Source organism: Nitrosomonas cryotolerans ATCC 49181, from assembly GCF_900143275.1.
Lineage (GTDB): Bacteria > Pseudomonadota > Gammaproteobacteria > Burkholderiales > Nitrosomonadaceae > Nitrosomonas > Nitrosomonas cryotolerans.
Map to the genome: position 1 here is coordinate 1,108,558 of NZ_FSRO01000001.1, position 15,204 is coordinate 1,123,761.

The 15,204-nt window shown below is 42.9% G+C and carries 16 protein-coding genes; 8 read left to right on the forward strand and 8 right to left on the reverse strand.

The genetic code is table 11. The annotated features are described in order from the left end of the window. The first annotated feature begins 2 nt into the window (after positions 1–2). From msrA to BUQ89_RS14360, 7 genes are all read left to right on the forward strand, one after another. Positions 3–683, forward strand: coding sequence for a peptide-methionine (S)-S-oxide reductase MsrA (gene msrA, locus BUQ89_RS04930; protein ID WP_218146747.1), 681 nt, complete (start codon positions 3–5; stop codon positions 681–683). Positions 684–687: 4 nt separating this feature from the next. Beyond that, on the forward strand, positions 688–1,821 hold the full coding sequence (locus BUQ89_RS04935; RefSeq protein WP_028461655.1) for a cupin domain-containing protein: 1,134 nt from the start codon (positions 688–690) through the stop codon (positions 1,819–1,821). 171 nt (positions 1,822–1,992) lie between these two features. Continuing rightward, positions 1,993–2,124 carry a hypothetical protein gene (locus BUQ89_RS14345; RefSeq protein ID WP_256205443.1) on the forward strand — a complete coding sequence of 44 codons (132 nt, stop codon included), beginning with the start codon at positions 1,993–1,995 and terminating at the stop codon, positions 2,122–2,124. Between the two features lie 364 nt (positions 2,125–2,488). Then, positions 2,489–2,722: a hypothetical protein gene (locus BUQ89_RS04940; protein WP_177183588.1), complete on the forward strand. Its 234-nt coding sequence runs from the start codon at positions 2,489–2,491 to the stop codon at positions 2,720–2,722. A gap of 218 nt (positions 2,723–2,940) precedes the next feature. Beyond that, complete coding sequence (locus BUQ89_RS14350) at positions 2,941–3,072, forward strand: hypothetical protein (RefSeq protein ID WP_256205444.1); 132 nt, start codon at positions 2,941–2,943, stop codon at positions 3,070–3,072. An 11-nt stretch (positions 3,073–3,083) separates the two neighbouring features. Then, positions 3,084–3,215, forward strand: a complete 132-nt coding sequence (locus BUQ89_RS14355) for a hypothetical protein (RefSeq protein ID WP_256205445.1) — start codon at positions 3,084–3,086, stop codon at positions 3,213–3,215. An 11-nt stretch (positions 3,216–3,226) separates the two neighbouring features. After that, positions 3,227–3,358 carry a hypothetical protein gene (locus BUQ89_RS14360; RefSeq protein WP_256205446.1) on the forward strand — a complete coding sequence of 44 codons (132 nt, stop codon included), beginning with the start codon at positions 3,227–3,229 and terminating at the stop codon, positions 3,356–3,358. Between the two features lie 135 nt (positions 3,359–3,493). Here the strand turns inward: BUQ89_RS14360 and bamC are convergent, their stop codons facing one another. From bamC to BUQ89_RS04960, 4 genes are all read right to left on the reverse strand, one after another. Beyond that, entirely contained in the window at positions 3,494–4,603 is a 1,110-nt protein-coding gene (gene bamC / locus BUQ89_RS04945; RefSeq protein WP_245812899.1) for an outer membrane protein assembly factor BamC, read from the reverse strand. A gap of 40 nt (positions 4,604–4,643) precedes the next feature. After that, entirely contained in the window at positions 4,644–5,531 is an 888-nt protein-coding gene (dapA, locus tag BUQ89_RS04950) for a 4-hydroxy-tetrahydrodipicolinate synthase (protein ID WP_028461653.1), read from the reverse strand. Positions 5,532–5,636: 105 nt separating this feature from the next. Continuing rightward, positions 5,637–8,258 (reverse strand): ATP-dependent chaperone ClpB, encoded by a 2,622-nt coding sequence (clpB, locus tag BUQ89_RS04955; protein WP_028461652.1) that lies wholly within the window; start codon positions 8,256–8,258, stop codon positions 5,637–5,639. 249 nt (positions 8,259–8,507) lie between these two features. Then, positions 8,508–10,019, reverse strand: a complete 1,512-nt coding sequence (locus BUQ89_RS04960) for an FMN-binding glutamate synthase family protein (protein WP_028461651.1) — start codon at positions 10,017–10,019, stop codon at positions 8,508–8,510. 86 nt (positions 10,020–10,105) lie between these two features. Between BUQ89_RS04960 and nadC the strand changes: the two genes are divergently transcribed. Next, entirely contained in the window at positions 10,106–10,942 is an 837-nt protein-coding gene (gene nadC / locus BUQ89_RS04965) for a carboxylating nicotinate-nucleotide diphosphorylase (protein ID WP_028461650.1), read from the forward strand. 179 nt (positions 10,943–11,121) lie between these two features. On the opposite strand, the gene BUQ89_RS04970 is transcribed toward nadC, so the two are convergent. The 4 genes from BUQ89_RS04970 to BUQ89_RS04985 form a co-directional block, all read right to left on the reverse strand. Next, positions 11,122–11,766, reverse strand: coding sequence for a DUF2959 domain-containing protein (locus BUQ89_RS04970; protein WP_028461649.1), 645 nt, complete (start codon positions 11,764–11,766; stop codon positions 11,122–11,124). Between the two features lie 68 nt (positions 11,767–11,834). Beyond that, on the reverse strand, positions 11,835–12,806 hold the full coding sequence (locus BUQ89_RS14125; protein ID WP_028461648.1) for a hypothetical protein: 972 nt from the start codon (positions 12,804–12,806) through the stop codon (positions 11,835–11,837). A 15-nt stretch (positions 12,807–12,821) separates the two neighbouring features. Beyond that, positions 12,822–13,814, reverse strand: a complete 993-nt coding sequence (locus BUQ89_RS14130; RefSeq protein ID WP_028461647.1) for a diacylglycerol/lipid kinase family protein — start codon at positions 13,812–13,814, stop codon at positions 12,822–12,824. 139 nt (positions 13,815–13,953) lie between these two features. Continuing rightward, positions 13,954–15,162, reverse strand: coding sequence for a CDP-alcohol phosphatidyltransferase family protein (locus BUQ89_RS04985; protein WP_028461646.1), 1,209 nt, complete (start codon positions 15,160–15,162; stop codon positions 13,954–13,956). Positions 15,163–15,204: the final 42 nt, after the last annotated feature.

Below are 15,204 nucleotides of genomic sequence, written 5' to 3' on the forward strand. Positions count from 1 at the left end.
TTATGGAAACGAATTTTTTGTCTCTTTTACCTCAATGGGCTTGTCACTGGTTGCGCTTAGGGGCGGTGCTATTATTAACCACTATGCTGACGGCTTGTCAGCAATCTGATAAATACGAGGGGTCATCAACCAAAATTCTTGAATCGACTGATTCAAATTTGAGCATCGCTACTTTTGCGGGTGGTTGTTTTTGGTGCACAGAATCTGATTTTGACAAACTGCCGGGCGTTATTGCAACGATATCAGGTTATATTGGCGGTACAGTTGTTAATCCAACATATCGACAGGTAGTTGCGGGTGAAACTGGACATGTTGAAGCAGTGGAGGTCTATTTTGATTCAACTAAGACTGATTTTGCCAAATTATTAGCTGCATATTGGCTTACGATTGATCCGCTGACCCCTAATCAACAATTTTGTGATAGTGGTACGCAATATCGTAGTGCGATCTTTTACCATAATGATGAGCAGAGAAAGCTGGCAGAGGCTTCCAGGGTTACTTTGGAAACTTCTGGGCGTTTTATGCAACCAATCGTTACCGAGATATTGCCCGCATCAGTATTCTATCCAGCAGAGGAATACCACCAGGATTATTACATCAAGAATCCGCTGCGATATACTTATTATCGAAAAAATTGCGGGCGTGACGCTCGCTTAGCAGAATTATGGGAATCATCAGATTGATATCATGAAAACAATTATTCTGGGAGATCTTACTCCGAGAGACTTTCTCCGAGATTATTGGCAGAAAAAACCATTGTTAGTACGTAATGCTTTAGCAGAATTTGAAGGATTATTGACTCGTGATGAGCTTATTAATCTTGCCTGTCAAGAAGATGCACAATCGCGCCTGGTTATCCGAAAGAATGAAAAGTGGTCCATCAAACAGGGCCCTTTTACGATCCGTGACTTTTCTGGCCTGCAAAAAAAACAATGGACATTATTAGTGAATGATGTGAATCATTTTTTTCATTCTGCACGTGACCTGTTGTTGAAATTTAATTTTATTCCCCATGCGCGATTGGATGATCTGATGATTAGTTATGCTCCCAGAGGTGGTGGAATTGGACCACACCTTGATTCCTATGATGTTTTTCTATTACAGGGCTTAGGCCGCAGGCGCTGGCAGATATCTGCTCAGCAGGATGATAGCTTGATTGCAGACGCACCCCTTAAAATCTTAAGTAATTTTTGTCCGGAACAAGAATGGACACTGGAATCGGGTGATATGTTATATCTGCCGCCAAATTATGCTCATCATGGCGTGGCAGAGAATGATTGCATGACCTACTCAATCGGATTCCGTGCGCCCAGTCATCATGATCTCATTACGCAATTCCTTATTTATCTGCAAGATCATATGGAAATTGATGGTTGGTATGAAGATCCTGGCATGCAACTACAATCTCATCCGGCAAGAATCAGTCAGGCTATGTTACGCCAGACACGTGGGATATTGAGTAAAATTAAGTGGCATCACGTTGATATTGAAAATTTTCTGGGTATTTATCTGACGGAACCGAAAGCCCATATTTTTTTTAAACAGCCCAGTTGCCCGCTTGTACGGGAAGTTTTTATACAGCGGGTTAAGGAAATGGGTGTGCAGCTTGATTTAAAAAGTCGCATGTTAATAAGTGGTAATAACTTACTTTTTCTCAATGGTGAAGCATACCCCATCGATAGTGATGCTTACCCATTATTAGAAAAACTGGCTGATCGCCAGATTTTACCGCCATGTGATACATTAGATAGTGCAGTGATTCATATTCTCTATGAGTGGTATCTTTATGGCTATATAACCATAAATGAGGCTACGAATTGATGGTTCGAGGGAGCTGGAGCATACAAATTTTTAAATTTTCTGGACAGTAATTTATAATTCTGGTATTAGGAAAGTGGTCTTTCTAATTAAAATGGCCAAAAGGTTGTAAGAGTTGGAAGAGTTGTTATACATAAATTTTAATTTATTATAAATTTATAGGAGATTAAAAAAATGAAATACGCTCTATTCGCTGCTACTCTTTTAGCATTATTTTTAGTTGGATGTGGTGAACCGAAGCCGGGCCAGTATCCACCAAGTTTTATGGATGAACGGGGAAGTGAACCTGATAAGTCGAATAATTAATTCGCATATAAGATTAATCAGGTTAATGAAAAAACGCTCTTTGCTCTGAAGGGCGTTTTTTTTGGATCTGTTTCTTTCAATGTTGTGATTAAGAATTATTATTTTCGAAGAAATAGTATCAATATCATACATTGATGGCTTAGAAAAATTAGCGAGTTCGTTCATTTCTTATACTATGTTAGCTTGTTTTTCTTTCTTATGGTTATTCAATTATTTCGCTAAGCTATTCATTAAAACCATTCAAATCCAATAAGCTGTTTGTGATTTTATGTCTCAGAGACTATTTGCGCGTTGCAAATTTGTATAATTAGATTACTTCGATTATGCTATCACTTTTAGTGTAAATAATATCGGAGATTATTTGATGAAGTATTCGTTTTTAGTCGCCGCACTTGCGATATTTGTGCTAACAGCCTGCGAGGGTAAAAAGAGTCTTGATGGGCATCCTATGGACAAGCCGCCTCCCTCTGCTTTTGCTCCGCGGGATTCTGAGCCTGTTTTTGATAAATCGACGACAGATGAAGCTAACGTAGTTAAAGAAAGCGATGAGGCTGATGAACAGGTAATAGACGATGAGAATCAGGATAACGAGGAATAACTCCAATAGTGGACTGAAAAGAGATTGGAAGGTAGCTCCTCTTCTTTTTAATTAACCTTCTTCTTATGGGGAAGGTTAATTTGAATCAAAGGGATAACGCAGTATGCTGTTATCCCTACGTTGATTTTTTAATCAGCGAAAAAGCCTTGCTTGAATGATCGGCTGATTTTGTTATACACTGTAGCACTTTAAGAATTTTTTATATAAGGAAATATGTAATGAGATTTTCACTTTTAGCAACTATCCTGGTTGTATTATTTTTAGCAGCATGTGGCAGACCGGAACAAGCGCTGCCGGAGCAGGAAAAGGAAAATTTTGAGAAATTGATGTCTGAACAAAGCAAGGATTAAGGAAAAATATAATGAAAGTTTCTCTTTTAGCGACCATCTTAGTTGTATTATTTTTGGCAGCATGTGATAGACCGAAGCAGGCGCTGCCGGAGCAAGAAAAGGAAAATTTTAAGGAATTAATGTCAGAACAAAATAAGGATTAAGGAAAAATATAATGAAAGTTTCTCTTTTAGCGACCATCTTAGTTGTATTATTTTTGGCAGCATGTGATAGACCGAAGCAGGCGCTTCCGGAGCAAGAAAAGGAAAATTTTAAGGAATTAATGTCAGAACAAAATAAGGAATAAGTTATCTCGTGATGTTTTATCAGAGATAACTAAAAAACCGCCTACAGGCGGTTTTTTGGTTTTGAGAAAGAATCTGTTTTCTAACTAAACAAACATTCTTAATCAAATCACTATATTTGCTTTCTGCTTTCTGCTTTATTTTAATTGCTCATACAGTAGTTTAATAATGCGATCAGTAGTATCAGATTTTGCGGACAGGCCGCTTTCATTCAGTACGACAACTTTACTACTATTCGTTCCAGTCTCGCTAACTTGTATACGATATTTTATTGCTTTTATATCAGTAGTATCTTTGCGCCAGAACATAAGCCCCGATAGAATTCCATCATCATCTCCGCTTTTATGGCTATCTGTTTCAGGATTAACATAGCGTACGTAATAAATACCTTCTAAGCGATTACGGTCTTCAACCGTAAAGCCAATACGGTCAAGAGCCAAGCCGACCCGTCGCCATGACCGATCAAATGCTTGGTTGACTATCAGTATGTTCTCTTGCTCTCGATCAATATATGCGCGCTCTCGGGTAGTGTTGCTTACAGTTGCCAATTCTAGTTTCGCATTCTCTTCTGCTACTCCAAAATAGATCATCAAACGAGAGAGCATTTCAGCTTCAAGGTCTGGATCAGCGGGACGTGGTTGCCAGATGGTACGTTGAGTGCTGCCGCCTTCGATTACTTCATCCATTCCACGATGACTGATATAAATTTCGGTTGTACCTGTTTCGCCACGCTCTAGGCGCGTACGAAATTTATCCCGTTCAGCTGTTGAATACAAGCTATCTAGCAATGTGGAGAGGATACTACGAATATAATCTTGCGGTAATTTAGCCCGGTTTTCTGCCCAGTCAGTTTCCATTATTCCCGTTTCGGGTACTTCTAGTTTAATCAGAAAACCGAGTTCCTGCCAAAATTCTTTTATTTTCGGCCATACTGCTTCTGGTGTCTGTGGTACGACTAGCCAACGCTGGGTGCCTGCGCGCTCAATATGAATATCCTTATCTGATACGGGTAACAAAGAAGAAAATCCTGTTCTGGGTTGTCCGCCACGTTCATTGTGATAAGCAGAATATGTTGCACTACCTGTTGCGTTGAGGTCAGGAATAAGATAGCGCTCATCGGTTGCTGGTGTAATCAAATCGGGCGGAATATCTAATGCAGGCAGTTTTCCAGCCGATTTGTAATCGATTTTTTTACTTTCGGATATCAGATTGCAACTTGTAACGGTTAATGATAGTACCAATGCCATATATGATATGGTTATTCTTTGCCACCTCATGTTCGATATTTCATCCCTTTAAATCATAAATCTCAGCTAAATTCATGGCTTCTCTGACAAGCTGGTGATGATGATTTGATAAGGGAGTCAATGGTAGGCGTATCCCTTTGTTGATTAGCCCCATTTGTGCAACTGCCCACTTTACAGGAATCGGGTTAGCTTCGATAAATAAGTCGGTATGTAAACGCATGAGCTTGTTATTGGCAGAGCGAGCTGCTGATAGATCACCAGAAAATGCCGCGTCACACATTTCACGTATCAATTTTGGAGCAACATTAGCTGTCACTGAAATAACACCATGCCCCCCCAGTAATAAAAAAGCCAGTGAACTGACATCATCTCCGCTATAAATCAGGAAATCCTGCGGTGCGCGCCGCAACAAATCACCACCTCGTCCGATGTCGCCTGTTGCATCTTTAATCCCGACAATATTTGGAACTTGAGCAAGCCTCAAGGCCGTATTGTTGGCAATATCTGCGACAGTTCTACCCGGTACGTTATACAAAATTTGTGGGATATCTACCGCCTCGGCGATTGCTTTGAAATGTTGATACAATCCTTCCTGGGTGGGCTTATTGTAATAGGGGGCTACAGATAAGCAAGCATTCACGCCCGCATTCTTTGCGTAAATGGATAAATCAATTGCCTCCCGAGTCGAGTTTGCACCAGTTCCAGCTATTATAGGGATACGTCCCGCAGCATGATCAACCGCGGTACGCATCAGAAGCTGATGTTCCTCAAAATCTACTGTAGGAGACTCACCTGTTGTGCCAACTACGACAATGCCATTGGTACCTTGAGTGATATGATAATCAATTAGGGCACGATAGCATTCTAGATCTAATCCGCCATCTTCATCCATAGGGGTGACGATAGCGACCAAGCTACCTTTAAACATGACAATCTATCCAGTGAAAAGTATACATTCTACCCGAAACTGATACTGCTTAAATATATTAACCCTGTTAACTTGTGTATTTTATTTATTCTAAATAAATCCATGTTAGATAGAACCACTTATTTTTGAAAATTGTATGATGCCATTCTTGCAATCTACCTGAATCGTATCTTTTGCGACAAAATGACCTTCCAATAGTTCCTTTGCCAGTGGGTTTTCTATTTGTGCCTGAACTGCCCGCTTTAATGGACGCGCACCAAAAACTGGATCAAAGCCTGCCCTGGAAAGCTCTGTTAAGGCCGCTTCCGTTACTTGCAGTTCTATTTCCAGTTTCGCCAACCTTGCTGTAAGGTATCTTAATTGTATCTGCGCTATTGATTTGATATGTTTTTCATCCAATGAATGGAAAACGATGACTTCATCTATCCGATTGATAAATTCCGGGCGAAAATGAAATTTTACTTCTCCCATTACAGCCAGCTTGATGACTTGATAATCATCACCTGACATTTCCTGTATCATCTGTGAGCCAAGATTAGATGTCATCACAATAACCGTGTTTTTGAAATCAACGGTGCGTCCTTGACCGTCAGTCATGCGACCATCATCAAGTACCTGCAGCAGTACATTGAATACATCGGGATGTGCCTTTTCAATTTCATCCAGCAAAATGACAGAATAAGGTTTCCTGCGCACGATCTCGGTAAGATAGCCGCCTTCCTCGTAACCGACATATCCAGGCGGTGCGCCAATCAGCCGTGCTACAGAATGCCTCTCCATGAATTCTGACATATCAATGCGAACGAGATGATCCACTGAGTCAAACAGAAATCCAGCAAGTGATTTGCATAACTCGGTTTTACCAACGCCGGTAGGTCCCAGGAACAGGAAGGAACCATAGGGTCGATTGGGATCAGAAAGTCCTGCACGTGACCGACGAATTGCATCGGAGACAAGCCGTACGGCTTCATCTTGACCCACCACACGCTCATGCAGCTTTTTTTCCATCAACAAAAGTTTTTCGCGTTCACCCTGCATCATTTTGGAAACGGGTATGCCGGTAGCGCGTGAAACGACCTCGGCAATTTCTTCTGCACCAACCTGAGTACGCAGCAGTTTAGGTATACTGGCTACCTTGTTTTGCCCGGTGAATTCGCTTTGCTGATGTTGATCATCGAGCTGAGATTTTAGTTGTGCCTCGAGTTTTGGAATACGCCCATACTGTAATTCAGAGACCGTCTGCCAATCTCCTTGGCGGGTCGCTGCTTCCATTTCCAGTTTAACCTTCTCCATTTCTTCTTTGATCTGCTGTGACCCTTGAACATGCGACTTCTCTGTTTTCCATATTTCCTCCAGGTCAGCGTATTCGCGTTCCTTTTGCTTTATTTCATCTTCCAATAACTGTAAGCGTTTTAAAGAGGCTTCGTCTGTTTCTCTTTTAATAGCTTCACGTTCAATTTTAAGTTGTATCAAACGCCGATCCAGCTTATCCATTGCCTCCGGTTTGGAATCGATTTCCATGCGAATCCGCGCTGCCGCTTCATCGATTAAATCAATGGCCTTATCGGGTAGAAAACGATCAGTAATATAGCGATTAGATAATTCAGCTGCCGCGACGATTGCGGGATCAGTAATGTCGACACCATGGTGTACTTCATATTTTTCTTGTAGGCCGCGCAAGATTGCGATAGTGGCTTCAACGGTCGGTTCATCCACCAGTACTTTTTGAAAACGTCGTTCCAGTGCGGCATCTTTTTCAATATATTTGCGATACTCATTTAGCGTAGTAGCGCCCACGCAATGTAGTTCTCCACGTGCCAGTGCCGGTTTCAACATATTTCCCGCATCCATTGCCCCTTCCGCTTTGCCCGCACCGACTACAGTATGAAGTTCATCGATAAACACGATAGTGCTACCTTGATCTTGTGCGAGTTCTTTCAATACGGACTTGAGGCGTTCTTCAAATTCTCCTCGATATTTGGCGCCGGCCAATAATGCGGCCATATCGAGTGACAGTACTCTTTTATTTTTTAGATTTTCTGGGACCTCTCCCTTGATGATACGTTGAGCCAGGCCTTCTACAATCGCAGTCTTACCCACACCCGGTTCACCAATTAATACCGGATTATTTTTAGTGCGTCGTTGCAGTACCTGGATGGCACGACGAATCTCATCATCACGCCCTATTACGGGGTCAAGTTTTCCTAGCCGAGCACGTTCGGTTAGATCCAGGGTATATTTCTTTAGTGATTCACGGCTAGTTTCAGCTTCCGCATCGGTGATGTTCTCTCCGCCGCGTACCGCAATGATTGCCTGTTCCAGCGCGGCATAATTGGCACCATGTTGTTTTAATAATAACCCTGTCTCACCTTTGTCTTGAAGAATGGCCAGTAGAAACATTTCTGATGCAATAAACTGATCATTCCGTTTCTGTGCTTCCTTATCAGCGAGATTGAGCAGATTACCAAGCGTACGTGAAATACCAATTTCTCCACCAGTACCCTCTACTTTAGATAAGCGCTGTATACTTTTTCTTAGTGCGTCCCGAATGGCTACAGCATTTGCACCAGAACGCTGTAGTAATGAAACGGTGCCACCATCTTGTTGTTGTAATAGCGCCAGTAGAAGATGCTGGGGTTCAATGTACGCATTATCCTGGCCAACAGCTATGCTTTGTGCATCAGCTAATGCCTGTTGAAATTTGGTGGTTAATTTCTCATAACGCATGGAATGCTCCCATAATAGATAATTAACTTCTAGGTGGGGGAATCGAGAAAAATTTCAAGAGCGCATTGTTTTGAAAAACCGAATTAAACAACTAGATATGGCAGGAATTCCTCGATAGTATCCAATATGCCGTAAGCTTTTATCGTTCAGATCTATGGGAATATGAGTATATTAATAGATTTTGCATGTGGCAATAGGTTGTAATATCAGATTCCAAGTCATACTGAACCGCCTCCAGACAGTGATTCTTCAATCTGTTGCACCCGGAGTCTGCTTTTGTACTTCATTTTGCACTTCAGGGTAAGGATACAAGAGGTTGAGTGCGATGCTTTTTCCCGCTGTCTCAGTGATACGTACGTGTTCGCGTTTTAATTCGCGTGCATGGTGCAACCCGCATGAATGAGCAATCATATTAATTTCTTTATTGACATTGATAGCATAATTAGCGACGCGCAAGTATTTTTCCTGTACAACCAGACCTTTCTGCAGACGTGCGTCATGCGTTGTGACGCCGGTGGGGCAAGTATTTGTATGGCAACGCATGGCCTGGATACATCCGAGCGAAAACATGAAGCCCCGCGCGGTATTAATAAAATCAGCACCTGCACATAGTGCCCATGCTCCTTGCGCTGAAGTTACTAGTTTTCCGGCCGCAACTATCCGTATGCGCTGCTTTAAGCCAGACTGCAATAATGAATCAACAACCCGCGGCAATGCTTCTGTAATCGACAGACTTACATAATCGAGCAAGGTTTCTGGTGCAGCACCGCTGCCACCCTCGCCACCATCAATAGTGATAAAATCTGGTGCGTATTCATGACCCCGTCGATTGATGGCATTGCATAATTCATTGATAAAATGCCATCCACCAATCGCTGTTTTTATACCGACTGGACGTCCTGTGAGATCTCGAATATAAATAATTTTATCGAGTAACTCGTCAATGCTGCCAATATCTCTGTGGCGATTGGGGCTAATCGAGTCCTGATGTGCAGGAATACCGCGAATGGCAGCGATTTCATGACCTATTTTAGCAGCTGGGAGTAATCCGCCTTTGCCTGGTTTGGCTCCTTGGGAAAGTTTTATTTCGAATGCTTTAACTACCTTGGCGAGTTCTTTGGCGCGTTCTGGCGAGAAATTACCGTTTTCATCACGAATACCGTATTTGGCTGTGCCAATTTGCATGATAACGTCGCAGTCGCCTTCCTGATGGTAAGGTGCAAGACCGCCTTCTCCCGTATTTAACCAGCATCCAGCCTTTTCTGCGCCGCGTGATAATGCACGGACAGCCGGTGCTGAAATAGCGCCATAGCTCATCCCGCTGATATTGATAATTGATCGGGCCGCAAAGGGATGCTTACAATAGCCTTCACCAATCAGAAGTGAGGGGGTGGGTAGTTGTTCTTCTTCCAAGATAGGAAATGCCGCATTAACAAAAATAATTGAGCCGGGTTCGCGCAAATCATAGGTAGAACCAAAGCCAACTATACTGCCCTTATCTTTTGCATTCTTATAAACCCAGGCTCGTGTTGCGCGGTTAAACGGCATTTCATCTCTGTCATTGGAAAAGAAGTACTGTCGAAAATATTTTCCCTGTTTTTCGAAAATAAAACGTAGCCGTCCGATTACTGGATAGTTGCGCAATACGGCATGTTTCTTCTGAGTGATATCCTGGATGAACCACAGTATGATCGTACCAATAATGAGAAGGCCCAACATAGTGCCTATACTATATATAATCAAATCTATTACACTTGGCATGTTGCCTCCTTTTTCATATGGCTGACATATACTATTCCATTTACATACGTTGCGTGAATTCTTTAGGCTGATAGGAGTTTTAAAATTTGCTAGATGAAATTAGAAATAACGTCAGGCAGGCATTGATAGAAGACATCGGAGAAGGTGATTTAACTGCATCACTGATTCCAGCTGAAAAGAACCTGACTGCTTATATTATAAATAGAGGGGTTGCTGTTTTATGTGGTATTCCATGGTTCGAAGCCTGTTTTCAGGCACTCTCATCAGAGATTCAGATACACTGGTTTGCCAAAGACGGAGAAGTGGTTTACGCAGATCAGAAGATATGTGAGATCAAAGGAAATGCCCGGATCTTATTAACGGCTGAACGAACTGCATTAAATTTTCTACAGGTATTGTCTGCAGTTGCAACCTGTACACAACATTACGTTGAGGCTGTGTCAGGCACAAAAGCAGTCATTGTTGATACTCGTAAAACGTTGCCAGGACTTAGATTCGCACAAAAATATGCGGTTAAATGCGGCGGGGGGGTGAATCACCGTTTTGGACTGTATGACGGCATATTAATTAAAGAGAATCATATTATTGCAGCCGGTGGAGTTAGGCAGGCTTTGAGTAGCGCACAGGAGATTGCACCCCATGGTATATTTATTCAAATTGAGGTAGAAACATTAGAAGAATTGCAGATCGCGTTGACGGCCGGTGCAAAAATGATTTTATTAGATAATTTTAGTCTGAATCAGTTGCGTGAGGCCGTTGTTCTGGCCAGCCAGGCAACAGGTGAGCGCGCGATATTAGAAGCATCTGGGAATGTTACCTTGGAAAAGGTACGCAGGATAGCGGAAACAGGGGTAGATAGAATTTCTATTGGAAGCCTGACAAAGGATATAAAGGCCGTTGATTTATCGATGCGTTTTTCATAGAGAACGGATGTTCAAATTAAAGCATATGATTGATGTTGACCGGCCCGTCTACCCGTAGATAGCGCTATTTTATCGGATACTGTTACTTTTATCAGTTTCAGTTGATAACGCCATCATGTATGCATCATGGCAACGACAGAGTATATTGGGTCGTTCGCCATAAATTCTGAGGATACTATCTATTTTTCCATAGTGTTAATGAAAGCATTTGCTTCATGAATGGATTTTTCCATCGAAGTGATCAAGGATGACACGTCCGCCTTCATGATTCCTAATTCTCCTTTTAGCGAAGCAATCGCGCGTGCATTAAGATTGTGCTTCAGAAACAATACATGGTCACTGAATACGCGGAGTACCGGTTTAATTTTGGTTTCTGCACTTTTCATTAAAGAGAGAAGCTGCCTGTAGTGTGTTTTAGTTGCATTCAGCTTATTCTGGCTGCTATGTTTAAGTGAGATATTGTTATATTGCGTGATTTCTTGTTCCCATTCGGAAAATAATGCTTGAGCAATATCTTCTATATCTGCAATACGCTTACTGACTTCCTGGGCTTTACTGACACTGGCTTCGTACTCACTGTTTAATTGATTGTATATCGTTTCGAGATCGCCTCCTTTAAAGTTGGTGACAGCGGTAAACTGTGCCAACGCGGATTTAAATTGTGCTTTGGTTTCCTCTTGTGTGTCGCGGGCTTTTTCAACCCGATAAACCATGACATCTCGTTTAGGGATGCCTACTTTTTCTAATATGCCGTATTGCACACTTGAGCAAGCAAGTAAGCTTGAAACAAAAGAGAAAATGAATAAACGCTGTAAAAAATACACAAGTGTCTCCATTGATAGTTTTAAATAAAAAAACGGTAGCCTGGTTTTATTTTTATAGAAAAGGTTTTTTAACGCAATATGCCGCGTCGTAGCAATTGCCACATGACTTTATAACCCCAAAGAACAGGGTGGCGTCGTAACATGGGCGTGATTTCAATATGGATGCCGGTATGCCGCTCAATTTTCCACGCGGCATAATCAAGACAATCCCGAAAAGTAATGCTGGCCTTGGTTAGGCGTAAAATAGATAGAATACGTCCTTGCCAGCGCCGCAGACGCCAATGCCATCGTGCACGCCGCCGAGTTGCTGTACTGGTTAGGCAGCGGTAATGCCCGCTTGACTGTATTTCAAATATGTCTGTTAATACAGGTCTTGCGGCCGCAGTGAGTTGCGCAAAGTTATCTAGATTCAAACGTGCGAGGTAGCGTGCTCGTGTTTCTCGTTCTGGTCGCAATTCTGCTGCATAAGTGAGCGTCAGGCAACGCGTCCATATTTCTTCGATATCGATTGTACAAGTGTTTTGTGCTTCAATACCTGTTCTGAGAAAAGTAATCACTGCATGGGCCAGTGCATGATAGATACGCTGGCGGCTTATTTCATTGCGTGCGTAGAGCAGGCGGGATGGCTGAGCAAAACGCGCCCAGATATAAGGGTGAAACCAGTATTGGGCTCCTTGTTCAAAATCCGTTGTTGAGATAACTGCATACTTGGCACGTAGTGTTTTGCCTTGATGAGAGACCTCAAGGTAGAACACATTGGGTGGTAACCAGGTATTCAGATAGCTTAAATGACGTTCTGAATAAGCATTACGGTAGCTATCAACGATAACGTAAAGATCCACGATTCCTTCATCCAGATCGCGGGAATGCAAACAGGATCCATACAGTATGACCGCATCCAGTGCGGTATCAAAGCGTGTGACAACGGCATCGACCAGAATGGAGAAATCTGCTGCTACCGTTTTTTCGCTTTGTGCTGTTATTTCAGCTAATAAGGCAGTGGGTAGTGGTTTGGTAGATACGGGAAAAGAAGCTGTCATTGTGAGTTGCAGATCCTATAGCGCTAAAAAGTTGATGGGGTCTGTTGCCGTAATATATAAGGGAATATCCTGGCTGACTGACCGATACAGTTCGCCATCTACAATATATTCGTCATTCATGTGCAATGCCAATGCGTGTGTGTTGTAGCTGTGATAACCTTCCTCTTCTTTGAGTATGCGCCCTCGGCCTGAAAGCAAAGGCCATAATGAGGACCAGAGGTGCTTGCGTTGTTGGTCTACCCATGTGATATGAAGTGGTGCCTGTTCTTGTCCCCAGTAGGGGCGTATGCCCAAGAGCAGACAGTCCAGTGCACTAACAAGCGCAAACAGGTAGGTTCCATGATGTGTTTTGCCATTGGCATCAAGTATGGACATTTGAACGGGTGCCCATTCATTTTGATGGCTACCCAGAATCATACCTGCCAGGGAACGTAGCATAATAAGAAGAGTAAATATCCCACCGGTTAGGCCCAGTTGTTTAACGCTACTACGGGAAAATTTGACGCCTCTTGCAACCAACCCGACAGCAAAGAATAGTCCATATATTTTGGTAGAGCCTGCTTGTTCGATACACAAAACAGAGCGTCGTATCAATATCGGTGTCGATGGCTGCAGCAGATAGGATCGGAGTCGCTGCAGGGCCTGCTCCGGTTTGCCACGAATGCCCAGATCCAGTGATGTCATATTGGTTGTGCCACCTGGAATAATAGCCAGCAGAGGCCATTTGGCACGTGGTTGAGTTGCGAACAAATGGCTGAGTACAGCATGTATTGTGCCATCTCCTGCTACAATGACTAATAAATCAATTTCAGCTTGCATGAGTGCATCGACTGATGTTTGGAACGCCACTGCACTGCTGGCTTCGCGGATAAGGCCGCAAGGTATGTCGCTGAGTGCTTTTTTTATAATCTTTCCACGTTTCCGGACCTGTCCACTCATAGGGTTAAAAAGCAACCCAACCTTGGCAGTCCCTGATTCCAGACGGTTAATACAGACTTGTTGGCTCATGGGTGCCATTCCGAAAAACATCGTTGACTGAAGTGAGTGATCCGCTTCCCGAGGGGGCGAATAAAATGTCTCCTGCTGAGTAGCCAATCTGATCGCTCGATGTGTTTTCTATTTTTGCATGCAGTTATTGGGAGCATGATTAACCCTGATTTTTGGATTCAATTGGTGCGCGGGTAAAAATTCTGACTGCGAGCTCATTCCTGTCTTGACTGGGGTCAATGTCTTGCAACCATGAACGTAAAGGTCGATGATGGCGCCAAGTGCGCCATCCAGCTATGAGTCGTCCGCTCAGAATAGCTGTGGAAAGTAAGTGCCAGATAATCACTAGCAAAAAACCGATATCAGGCCGCCCTGTTAGCCAGCCATAGGTTAATAAGATCAGGTTGGGATTGCGCCGTGCCGTAATCAAACGATTAAATGAATCGAGTTTGCGCCAGATAAAGATATCAAATGGGGCTAACCAAAGCTGAAAGGCTCCCTCGCATAAGCGCCCGCCGACATAGCCAATAAACATCAACCATATCAGTGATTCTAGATGCGTAATGGGATTTAACGTGGTTGCCAGTCCTATTCCCCAAGCGAAATACCAGATAGGCGGGTGAATAATATCCAGTCCGTGATCTAGTATATCGCCTAGGCGGCTTGATGTGACCGTGACGCGTGCCAGCTTCCCATCTACGGTATCTAGGAAGGTCATGAACCAGCCCATTGCCAAACCGGTGCCGAAGTAGCCTTGCCAGAATGCAATTCCGGCGAGCACGGCGAATACCAAGCTGAGTAAGGTAACCTGATTGGGTTGTATGCCATAACGAACACAAAAGTGTGTTGACCAGTATGCAGGCCAAGGCCATAGCCACTTTGTGACAAGATCGGTGACGCCTTTATACGACCCAGCAAAAAGCTCTGCTTCGAGTAACTTACGATTTGTCTGGTTGATGGGTAATAGGTAGGGTGGATCCTTTTTCTTCAAATTTTGCTGAAAATCGATTTTTAAATCTTTAAGGTCATAGCGGGGGAGTGCAGAAATAGCCCGTGTTGTACCATTATCTAATAGCGCTTTAAGTATCTGCCTGGCTTGAGCGCTATCCGTGCGTACTGCTACTGGCATCTCATGATAGCTGTACAGAGCCATTTGTGACTGCATTGTGATCAATGCTGTTAATACCCTGATGTCGAATAAATAATTGGCAGATAAAAAGAGTACCGGCGCTGTCGCTGGAATTTCTTCTATACTATTGACCAGTATGGTTTGTTTGATGCTCCTGAGCATACGTTGCAGGCGTTCTTGACCACTTAGACCCCAAATCTTTGTTTCACTTTCACCGATGATATAAATATAAGTTGACATTTTTATTATATTGCTGTCCAATTTTTATTTGAATATATAGCG